General features: G+C 51.4%; 5 protein-coding genes. All 5 read left to right on the forward strand.

Features of this window, described 5'->3' with window-relative positions; genetic code table 11:
• The first annotated feature begins 40 nt into the window (after positions 1 to 40).
• The 5 genes from WA256_RS05585 to WA256_RS05605 are packed head-to-tail and all read left to right on the forward strand — an operon-like array spanning position 41 to position 11,413.
• A complete protein-coding gene (locus tag WA256_RS05585) occupies positions 41 to 6,829 on the forward strand; it encodes a hypothetical protein (protein WP_335989611.1) in 6,789 nt (2,262 codons plus the stop codon).
• A 56-nt stretch (positions 6,830 to 6,885) separates the two neighbouring features.
• A complete protein-coding gene (locus WA256_RS05590; RefSeq protein ID WP_335989612.1) occupies positions 6,886 to 7,263 on the forward strand; it encodes a D-Ala-D-Ala carboxypeptidase family metallohydrolase in 378 nt (125 codons plus the stop codon).
• Complete coding sequence (locus WA256_RS05595) at positions 7,263 to 9,089, forward strand: hypothetical protein (RefSeq protein ID WP_335989614.1); 1,827 nt, start codon at positions 7,263 to 7,265, stop codon at positions 9,087 to 9,089. The genes WA256_RS05590 and WA256_RS05595 overlap by 1 nt, the downstream gene beginning before the upstream one ends.
• Entirely contained in the window at positions 9,089 to 11,023 is a 1,935-nt protein-coding gene (locus tag WA256_RS05600) for a DUF3672 domain-containing protein (protein WP_250660512.1), read from the forward strand. The genes WA256_RS05595 and WA256_RS05600 overlap by 1 nt, the downstream gene beginning before the upstream one ends.
• A gap of 12 nt (positions 11,024 to 11,035) precedes the next feature.
• A complete protein-coding gene (locus WA256_RS05605) occupies positions 11,036 to 11,413 on the forward strand; it encodes a hypothetical protein (protein ID WP_250660513.1) in 378 nt (125 codons plus the stop codon).
• The last annotated feature ends 5 nt before the right edge of the window (positions 11,414 to 11,418 follow it).

Raw genomic sequence — 11,418 nt, forward strand, 5'->3', positions numbered from 1 at the left:
TGATAAAATCCCTAGCTCTTACGACTAGGGATTTTTATTTATGAACGACAATGAATTGCTCTCGGCACTACTGTCAGCAGGCGGTAATGAAGAAGAGGGGCAACCAGACAAACGCTCAGTAGAGCTACGCGACGGCGATAGCGGGGATATTGGCGAGGCAAAAGATGCCCGTGCCGATGGGTTCAATACTGACGAAAAGTACCATGATGGCAGAGTGGACGCGCACCCTAACGCCCAAGACGCTCAAAACTTAGTTCAAGGTGTTATGGACGATGGTGGCTACGTTGAGCCTACAGGCCAAAGCGGGCACTACGGTCGTAACATCTCAAAGTTTCGCGACAAACACGGACGCGATATTGCGCATGATATGGTGGCTTCGGGCGCAGCTATGCCTACAAGTGATCCAGAATCAATGCAAGCGCACATGACAGGCATTAGCCGTCGAGCGTTAGGCTACGGTGGCTCTACGAATGAAGAAATGAACGCTGTAGGCGACAAGATTCGCGCCAGTGCCGATGACTTCACGCCTTGGGAAAACGGTGATTTCCAGTTCGATGTCAAAGACCGTCGCAGCCTGTTTGAACGTGCGTTCGACCGTGGAACAGACGAGACAAAGGCGGCATTGGGTGGCGCACTCAACTACATCGGTGAAGCACTTGGCAACGAAGAATGGCAGAAGGAAGGCGAGCTAATCGCGTTCAATCATGGTATTTCAGCTAGAGCCAACAAGCGTCGGTTCGAGTCATACGAGAAGGTTGAGGGCTTCGAACAGGCTTTAGACTTTGTTGTCGAAACGTTAGGTGAAGCCGCCCCTGGTCTAATCGTAGATGCGATCGCAACGGCGGGTACTGTAGCGGCTGGTGCTGCGACTGGTGGTTCTGGTGCAGTGGTTGGTGCTTCAGCTATGGCTGCTATGCGTGCTACAGCAGGCCGTGCGTTACTCAAGGGCGCGAAAGCTGGCCTATATGCTGGCCCCGCATTGTCTGGTTTCGCTCAATCGGCGGGTTCAATGGAAAACAGGCTAGACGAGAGCGGCAACGAAGACCACTCGGACGCAACACTCGGCGCTGGCCTTGTAGGTGCAGCGGCAAACGCTTTACCGTTCCTTGCTGTCCTAGGCCGTTCAATGAAAGCGTCAGGCGTATCAGATGCAGCCCTTAAACCTGTCATGGACACATTCGCCAAGCCGTCAGTAATGAAGCGCTTAAAGGACGTTGGTATCACGACACAGGTCGGTGCATTGGCTGAAGGTTCTACCGAGGTTGCACAGACAGTCATCAATGAGATTATCGCGACAGAAATGGGCGGTGATGATTGGAGTCTTGAAACGAAAGACGCTGTCGAGTCGGGCATCCGAGCTGTTATCGGCGGTGGCGTAATTGGTGGCGCAGCTTCAGCAACCGGTAACACTATCGGCTTCATGCGTGAATACAACAAAGCAGCACAGGACGCAGATGCGGAAGGCCAGAAGATTGACGCTGAAGGCTGGAAAGCAGACGAGGAAGTCGAAGAAGAGCAGCTGTTCCGCGCTAACGGTGATGAATATGAGCCTGTGCAACTGGGCGAAGGCATAGACAAGAGCATTGACCGTGCAGCCCGTGCAACGTTCAGCAAGAAGTCTAAAGCAGGTACACCTAAGACGTTCAAAGAAACTGATAGCATGGAAGTAGCAGGCCAAGGCCAGTTTGACGCCATGACAGCTAAAGACGTGCCGAACCTACCAAGCGCTCGATACAACGAACTCAAGGCCAAGCTTGAGCCTAACGGCAAGCCAGTGGACATTGGCACTGTGGGTAAACTGATAGACCAAGGCGAGCTGACTAACGAAGAACTTGCCAGCTATGCCGCAGATTCGCACTACGGTCGCAAAACCCCAGTGAGCGGCGGCTACGATTCAGCGAAAGGCGAGGAAGCACTACGCTTTACGTTCAATCGTGTCATAGACCTGTCACGCGAAGGCCGTATCAAGATGACTGATGCACAGCGAGATAAGCTACAGGCCGCAGAGGATGAAGGCACTGACACAGCAATCCGTAATGCGCTAGCTTCTGTTAGCCCACGCCTGACAGACATTGTCTATCGCCATGCTAACTCATTCGACGGTCGTGCGATGTTCCGTGACTATGCGAAGATTAAAAGCGACAGGTTCAAGACCCAAGAACGCATGAAGCGCGAAGCTGACCCTAAACCACAGCCAGAGAAGGTTAAGCAAGAACCGACAGTTCCTGAAGGTGATGCGCCAGTGCAAAAGCCTAAGCCTGTCCGTGACGATGCGCCTAATTGGATGAAGGAAGGTCGAGAGCCAACCAAAGAAGAGCTTGCGGAGGGTATGGCAAGTCTTCAGAAAGCGGATAAAGCACTAGGCCTGACGGTCAAGACCATCATTGCCAAAGAGGGCAAGAAAAGCCCTAAAGCGAAAGCCGTGTTCCAAGCAGCCGTCGCCAAAGACCGCAAAGCGCTTGCGCCAATCGCCAAGCAGTATGAGTTCGAAGGTGTTGGCAACTTCGAGGCTGACAGACGCGCGTTGGTCGCCAAGATTAGCAACACGCAGCACACGCCAGACGGCAAGCCAAACATTGAAGACAAAGAAGGCGTCAAGTCACTGGCTAAGCAGGTGTTAGGTGAGAAGCCTAAGAAGTCTAAGCGCCCAACAACGATGGACGGCAAGCTCGATTACATCAAGAGCCAGCTCGGTACACGCAACGGTTCTGATGGTCAGGTAGGCCAGCTAATCAAAGGCCGTGAGGACTACGAGAAGGCTAAGACTCGAAAAGACCTGTTTAACCCAGCCGACCTGTCAGCAGCGCACAAGCAGGCAATTGCCAACAAAGCTATGTACGAGAAGCAAGGCAACAAGGCCGTTGTCAAAGCGATTGAAGACCTAGAAGATAAAATCTATCACTATGAGTTATTGAAGTCGTACCCTAAAGCTGTAGACCAGTTGTTTAATGAGGTCGAGAACGAGGCTATTTCACGCGAGAGAGGCTTCAAAGATGATTTACGACATGAGGGTGTAGAAGTTGACGAAAACGGCTCAGAGCGCAGCATAGGCGATACGCAGAGCACTACTGATGCACCACCGTCTAACCGTGAGATTGCGGCTAACTACACTAAACGAACGGAGCAGCTAGAACATGCGTTCCACTCACTTCGACGTATCAAAGGCATTGACGGTAAAAAGCTTGCAGACTTCGCACGTGAGCTGGTCAAGCCGAACGAAGTAGAGCTGTCAACAGGCATCAAACTTAAGCGCGGCAGAGCGACCAACAGCAAGGCTGAGAAGCTCAAAGGACAAGAGTATGGCCTAGGCCTAACAGGTGGTATTGCGGGTGCTGATGCGCCGAAGAAGGCCTTTACGCAAGGCACTGAAGAGAAGCAAGACGGTGTGCGCCACTTGAACGCTCGTACCGTTAAGCGTATTCGTGACCTGTTCGACGAAGGTGATCACGATAAGATTCAAGAGTACCTAACGTCTATCAATGTCCTGAAGCCTGACTTTGTAGGCGATTTCGGCGTAGATCTTAGCCCTGAAGACCGCTTGCACCGCATCGTTAAGTCTTCGTTCGGTAACATGAAACGAGTACGTGAAGTGACGCCAAAGAACCGCAGCACAAAAGGCCTAGTAGTCCGTGATAATGACTCCGGTAAGCGCTACATGGTGGACATGGATGCAGTGACGCGTTGGGCATTGCGTGAGAACGATACAGACTTCGACGGTCAAAATGCCGGTGACGAGTTTATCGCAGAGCTTGGTTCGTCTGTGTTGTCTGGTATCTCGGCACTGCAATCACTCAAGCTAGATGATGGCGTGTCGCCAGCTTACAGCTTCGATGTAAACACCATCGGCGATGATGTCGTTGTGTACCGCATGGCAGGCGACAAGCGTGCTTCAGTGACACTTGGCTCAGTTCGCAGCAGTATCTACCAGAAAGGCCGCAAACGTAAGGCCAGCAAGTCGAAGGGCGACCCTAAGCTGACTGATGTAGCTGACGGTGATTTAGGTAATGTTTACCGTGATGACTTAACGTTGTCAGAGTACAAAGACTATGTAGAAGAAGCGCTGCAAAACGGTAAGTTAACCGAGGAACAGGCTGACGGCCTACTGGCTGAAGCCGAGTTTTCAGCGTTCGACCGTGAGTTTGAACAAGCAGCGAAGGACGGTGGCGAGCTTACTATCCGAGAGACCCGTGTAGAAGACGAGTTTGCAAACCGAGAAGACTTCGGCCTAGGTAGTCGTGATGCACTCCATAAGGTGAATAAAGAGAAAGCGGCGCAGAAGAAGCGTGTCTCAGCGGCATTTGACAAAGACGTGGCAGCAGCGGAACGTGCCCTCGAAGAACTCAAGGCACACGACCCAAGCAGAGCCGCAACGAAGAAAGCCACGTTCGTCAATGAGGCAAAGGCTAGACTTAGTGATGCTAAAAAAGCCATGAGCAAGGCGCTTGTAGGGCAAATCAGACAGGGCGACATCGCAGGCCTATCGAAGAACGAAGCAAATGCTAAGCTGGTCAAGCTACATAAGCTTAGAACTGCGGGTAAAGGCAGCAAGAAGGTAAGCCCCGAAGAGCGCGAAACGATGACGCAGCTTAAGCAGCGAGAGGTAGTCATTGACGGCTACGGCGAGCTTGAGTTGAGAGCTATTGTTGAGAACGGAGGCGAGAAGGGCTTTACTACAACTGAAATGCGTAACGCGATGGGCGACCTAGACAACGCACCACACGACCTACTTATGGCTGTAGCCCGCGCAGATAAGAAACGCAGTAATGTGCTTTTCGACTCTAAGCCTGACGTGTACCAAGAGCTGAAGGCCTCTAAACACCAGCTTGAAAGAGCTAAGAAAATCGAAGCTAATGTCGGCGAAGACTCAGCGCGAATCAAAGCGGCGAAAGAAGCCCATGCTGCAAAGATTGAGGCCGCAGAGCGTGACCTAGAAGCGCTAAAGAAAGCGCAGAAAGGCATACTCAAACAGGCCGAAGGTACGGACATGAGCAAAGGCCGTAAGATTCAGCTCGAACGTAAGGTGGTCAAAGTCATGAAGCGCCGCCGTGGTGCTGTACGCGAGCCGTTCTACCGTCTACTTGAAATGACCAAGACACGACTTAAGCGAATCCACCCAGAGGCCGCTGCCCGTTCGGATGATTACACAGCGATTCGTCGTAACGATACTGAGTATTTTGCGTCACGTATCGGCAAGGATATTGGTGATTCAGCCTTCATCCAGCAAGGCTATGAAGACAGTATCAATGGCGTGAAGAGCGACGCAAGCAAGAAGTACGAAGCGTTCTTGGCTAACTTGTCGCAGCATGTACGTAAATCTGATCCAAACTTTGAACCTGTAATCGCTAAGGTGCATTTAGACTTGCACAAAGTTGAGCGCAACCGTGAAGGTTTCCTGTCTATCCTACGTGAAGGCAAGGTGAAGAACCCAGAGCAGATGCTTGAATCTATCCTAGAAGGCAACGGCTACCCAGAGTTCGCTATCAGGCCAGAGCTTACTAGTCCACCACGCGGCGGACGCAGAGTGCTCGACAGCATGTACGAACAGTTGAAGGCTGGCGGCTTCGCAGATACAGACGCGCCACGTCATTTGATCCGACTTGTAAATGCGTCAATGAGCTGGGCTGCATGGAACGCAACGCATGGCGGCAAGGTCAACGGTAAGTGGGACAGCAATGCCGAGTTCAAACGAATGGAAAGCGAAGTTCACCCGACGAACAGACAGTCGTACACTAAGCTATATCAAGGCGTTACAGGCCGCTTGGGTATCAACATGTCACCTAGGATGCGTACTTTCAACTCGGCAATGTTAGCCCTTCAGTCTGCGACAGTGCTGATGTTCTCAGGCATTGCGAGTATTCCAGAGGTCGCCGCTGTCTACGCCCGTATGCGCGGTGAGACAGACGGTATGCTGGGCGATGCGCGTGCGATCATGTCAATGTCAGGCCGAAGAGAAATGGTCAGAGTTGCCCGCGACTTCGACATAATCACTGACGATGTTATCGAGCACTCATTGCAAGAAATGTATAACATGAATGATATGACGATGGGGCGTGTATCGCAGAAGATTCAGGCGACCATGTTCAAGTACAACGGTCAGAACTACGTGACCAAGATGACGCGAGCTTTAGCAACTAAAGCGGCAGAGCGCTACCTTGTTCGTGCTGTAGAAGATGGTGACAATGTGAAGCTGGCAGAACTAGGCGTTGAAGCGCACCACGTTCTACAGTTCAATAAGAACCGTGACTTAGACAGCATTGCAGGCCGTAAGTACCGCGACGCAGTACACAAGTTCGTTAACGAAGCAGTGACGAACCCACGTTCTACGCAGCTACCGTTGATCGCGAATGATCCAAGGTTCTTACTTGTGACTACGCTTAAAAAGTTCTTCTACGGTTTCTACGACAATGTGCATAAAGGGCTGGTCAAGGACTTCAACACCAAGCGTGCTAATGGCGAGAACCCGTTGAAGACTATCGCCATCACTGCGGCTGTAGCTCTACCAATGGCGCTAATGGCTGAAGTCATCCGTGAGCATATCAAGTACCCACTAGGCCGTCCCGAATGGCAGGGCGAACGTGATATTGCCGACTGGGTTGGTAGTACGTTGATGGCTACAGGCGGAGCGGGGCCAGTTGCGATAGCTGAGTCTGTCTACCGTGGCACGTCGTACGGCAATCACCCACTGGTTGCAGCAGCAGGACCAATTGCTCAACTGGCGGTGGACGTCGCAATGCTTGAGGCGAACCCTAGTCGATTCGTACCAGTTGCCAACCAACATCCGTTCTTCCGTGAGCTGGTAGACGACAACGTCAAAAATTTGATTAAATAAAACAGTGTTACTGTTATAATGCCCTATAAGTAATAACAATAAGAATAGGGCATTACATGACAGAACCTAGCACTAAGGATTTTAAGGCGGTCGAACTTCGTTGCAAATGCGCCGAATGTGACCGCCAAGTTCCAAATGAGTGTGACCCGTATGCGCTGCGTATGCTGCAAACCTTACGTACGCGTGTCGGTGTCCCTCTAGTCCTAAACAGCGCCTACCGCTGTGCAAACCATCCAGACGAAGCGAAAAAGGAAAAACCAGGGACGCACCATAAGGGTGTGGCTTTTGACATTCGTGTTCCGTACGGCAGATTGCGTATGCGCATCATCGAAGAAGCTCTAAAGCTTGGCGCTAAAGGCTTCGGCTTCGGTAAGACGTTCTTACACATCGACTTCCGTATGCAGAACGAAGCTACTAGCTGGGACTACAACTAATGAATATCCAGTTCACAGGCTTCCTAGGTACAGCCCCAAAGTACGACGATGAACAAGTACCAGACGGCTACGCTGTACTGTCACACAATACTAAGTCTGAACGTGGCATCCTTGAGCCTTGGTCACTGCCGTCATCGCTTGGCGCAACAGGTCGTGCTGATACGCAGTCAATGTTCAAGTACAACAATGAGTGGTTTAGCTGGGCTGAACCGACTTACGCTGTCCGTGCTCCATTGAAGAACGACGCCTATGACTACGTTGTTATCGCAGGCCACGGCAAAGACCCACAGGTCGCGTACAACCTGAACGCGGAGTCTGGGGCTGGTCCATATCCTTCGGTAGCATACCCACTGAATATCCCTAAGCCACCTGACTTCGTATCAATTGAAACAGCAGTCGCGGACTATTGGCACCAAGAACCTACGCCGCAGTATGACGGCTCGGAGAAGGTTGAGCCTATCGACGGTCAGAGCGCGGCTACTGAAGACCTAAACGGTGACGGCATAATCGGCATCATGCCTTATATTGAGCCTGAAGACGTTGAATACGACGTAACAGAAGTTGCTTACGCGTACTGCTACGTGGATGCGTGGGGCAGATTGAGCCAGCTATCTAACCCGACAGACCTAGTCGAGATTAAGGAGTACCGGTACACAAACACTACGGCTGTGACGCTCACGTTCCCAGAGCTTGCAGAGGGTGTAATGGCGACCGACCCACTTCGCAACACCGACGGCAAGATTCGTATATTCCGCACCAATACAGCAGCCAGTGGTACAGGTGAATACCAGTTCGTGGCTGAAATTGGCATTAACGAAAAAACGTACGTTGATACGACATACAGTGGCGACTTGCTTGATTCACCACTCAATGAAGACTGGACAGGCGCACCAGACACGAATACTGAGTTGTACCCAAGCGGTTCAATGAAGAAAGTTGCAATAATGGGCGCGGATATTCTAGTAGGCCACAACAAGCGCTTACTGTGTTTTGCCGAACCTGAAGCCTTTTACGCTTGGCCTGTTAAGTATTACAAAGTGTTCCAAGAAGACATTGTGACCATCCAACCAGCGGGAGCGAACCTAGTTGTCCTAACGACAGGCGTGCCGTATGTGGTTCAAGGTGTTCACCCAGACTCGATGGACACAACACGCTTATCTGATCCAGTTCCTTGCTCAAGTGAGCATGGTGTCACTGAGGTAGCGGGCGCTGTGTATTTCACAAGTGATACAGGCCTACACCGCATTGATGACTATTCGATCTCAAATGTAAGCGAAGGTTTCCTATCTAATAAACAATGGCGCGACTTAGACCCGTCAACGTTGAAGCTGTCCAACTACGACAACAAGGTGTTTGTGCATAGTCCAGCGACTCGCAAGACATTGGTGTTTGACGCGTTAGACAGAAACGCAGGGGTTCGCACACTAGATTTAAACGCGTCTTGCTTCGTGCAGCTTGAGTCAACTAATGACTTGGCGTACGTCGATGTAGACACACAAGAGCTAATGCAGTTCGACTCGTCGGATGATGCGTGGCTACAGGCCAATTGGCAATCGAAGACATACCTGTTCAATGACCCTGTAGCGTTCAACATCGCGAAGGTACGTGCTAACCGCTACCCAGTGAGCGTGACGGTGGCCTATGACCATGCGCTGACAGGCGAAGAGAAGACATACACCAAGCTAGTCGATAGCCCTATGTTCTTCTATCTGCCGTTCAATGCCCGTGCTCACAGATGGCGAGTGAAGGTTGACTCTATCAGCCAAGCAGCACCGCTTGAAGTTCGTGACGTGCAGTTAGCTCAATCACCAGAGGAATTTATCTAATGGCAAAAACAGCGTTGCCACCAGTACCGAAAGACGTACCGCGTTCGGTCTCGCATTTCTTAACGGCATTGCGTGAGACTGTTCAGGTGCAGTCGGGCATGGGGCGCGGCAACCACTTAGACAGGGCTGTTACATTCCGTGACCTAAAGGTCGGTACTGGCACAACGGACTTGCGCAGGCTCGCTGTAAATTCGTCGGCTGAAGGTGACAAAGGCGGTTTTGGTGATCCAATTCCGCCGCAGCCTACAGGCCTAGACGTGTACGCGATGTTCACTGCGGTAGGTCTCAAATGGGATAGGCCAGCGGGCGACTGGTACGCATTGACTGAGGTGTTCCGTGTGGACATCACTGAGACACCAGATGCGACCCCGACATTCGCTGAAGCGTTGTTCGTTGGCTCGTCAACTAGCGGGTTCTACTCAGATTCGGTCAATGGTTCGAGTACCTATGTATATTGGATCAGACACTTAAACCGTGACTATCAAGCGGGTGCGCCGAGCAATGCTAACGGTGTGCGCGTGACGACTAAAGACAATCCAGAGCAAGTGCTTGAGGACTACAGCGAGCAAGTGTTCAACGGCGAAAACTACGATTGGTTGCAGTCGGAACTTGGCGCTATTGACGCGTTGAACCGTGCGCTTCAGGGCAACGGCTTCGGCGACACTAGCCTATCTAAGCTACTCAGCGAAAACAGCTCGGTTAGTGACCTTCTTGCAGACCAAGCCATGAGTGACGCTATCTCGAAGCACACGCAAGGCGAGACAATCCAAAAGCAGTTTGCGAAGAACTACGCACGGCTGGCAGGCGGAATACATGCAGCGGTCAATGCTGATGAAGCCTACGTCATGCGTATTCAGAACCTTGAGGCTCGATGGGAAAACGACCTAGGCGACGTTATCAACTCTAAAATCGAAGAGTTTGAGACTGTCCTTACGAACCAAGAGGGCGCACTTGCTCAAGCGATTAGAGACTTCCGTGTGGATTACAACGGACAGTCGGCGAGTTTACAGCAGTTAGCCTCGGCCTCTGCTTCCGCTAGTTCAGGTTATCAAGCTCAATGGGGCGTGAAGACCAACGTGCAAGACCTACAGGGCGGTGTTGGCTTCTTCAATGACGGTACTGAAACAAGCTTTGTTGTCGATGCACAGACGTTCGCTGTCACTGGCGGCAATGACACGGTAGCCCCGTTCATCATTAAAGACGGCAAGACGGTCATTGATGCAGCGGTGATCAACACAGCAGAAATCTTCAGCCTAGTGGCGCAGAACGTTACCGCAGAGAAAATCAAGGCGGGCACTAGCTTCAAATCACCAGCCATCGAGGGCGGTAGCATCAAGGGTTCTACGCTGGAGATTGGTACGAACTTCTTGGTCAACAACCAAGGTGTACTAACGGCTAAAAATGCGTTCTTCAGTGGTCAGGTAAACGCAAATGCGGGGCGACTACAGAACGTTGTTATCGACGAGTCGTGCGAGGTCAAAGGTACATTGAAGGCTACGAACGTCGAGGGCGACATTGTAGACCGTGCAGTCGTTGTCGTTAACGAAGAGTACACAGTAGGCGCACTCGAAACTTACACGCTTATCTCGGGGACAATCGAAGCGGGAATCCTTGGCGAAACCAATGATCGTAACCTTGTCGTCAGTGGCATAGCGCTCGACCACCAAGGGGGCGGTGGTTCATCAAGTAACTTCATTGTGACTCTGTACCTAGATGGCGAGGTGAAGCAAGTCTTCAGGTCGAAGAACGTGGGCGAAGAAGGCTCGGTGACAGTGCAGCTCGGCTGTGTGATCCCCAAGGGCAAAGCATCACATTCGTTCTCTGTCCAGCTAAGGCCAGATGTGAACGACAACATTCTAGTTCAACAATCAGCAATCGTTGCTGACATATTCAAATCAGGCAGCACGTTAACAAACGTGAGAGGCCTATACTAACAAGGTGTAAAAATGAGTAAATGGTATAGAACAGGTAAGGTCACATTGACCAAGGGCAGCGACGTTGTAACAGGTGTCGGCACGTACTGGGCATCGGCTGTCAACAAGCCTGTACCGGGTGACATGTTCGCACTGACTAACCGAATCTATGAGGTTGTCGAAGTAGTGAGCGACACCGAAATTAAAATAGACGAAGCGTATGACTTAGCTACTAAAGTTAACGCGAAATATGGTATTATGCGCAGCGTGTCTGCAACCACAAATACTCGCCTAGCAGCACAGGTGAGTGACACATTAGAGAAACTAGGTAATCGCGTTACTGTCTCGACTACTGCCCCAAGTGCAGGCCAAGGTCGTGATGGTGACATTTGGATTGTCGCAGATTCCTAATGGTA

This window comes from Pseudoalteromonas sp. CH_XMU1449-3 (assembly GCF_037027245.1).
Taxonomy (GTDB): Bacteria; Pseudomonadota; Gammaproteobacteria; order Enterobacterales; family Alteromonadaceae; genus Pseudoalteromonas; species Pseudoalteromonas shioyasakiensis.

What these genes read in the sequence shown, in the direction of transcription:
- WA256_RS05595 (WP_335989614.1), top strand. Translation starts at nt 7,263, where the DNA reads ATGAATATCCAGTTCACAGGCTTCCTAGGTACAGCCCCAAAGTACGAC.
- WA256_RS05585 (WP_335989611.1), top strand. Translation starts at nt 41, where the DNA reads ATGAACGACAATGAATTGCTCTCGGCACTACTGTCAGCAGGCGGTAAT.
- WA256_RS05600 (WP_250660512.1), top strand. Translation starts at nt 9,089, where the DNA reads ATGGCAAAAACAGCGTTGCCACCAGTACCGAAAGACGTACCGCGTTCG.
- WA256_RS05590 (WP_335989612.1), top strand. Translation starts at nt 6,886, where the DNA reads ATGACAGAACCTAGCACTAAGGATTTTAAGGCGGTCGAACTTCGTTGC.
- WA256_RS05605 (WP_250660513.1), top strand. Translation starts at nt 11,036, where the DNA reads ATGAGTAAATGGTATAGAACAGGTAAGGTCACATTGACCAAGGGCAGC.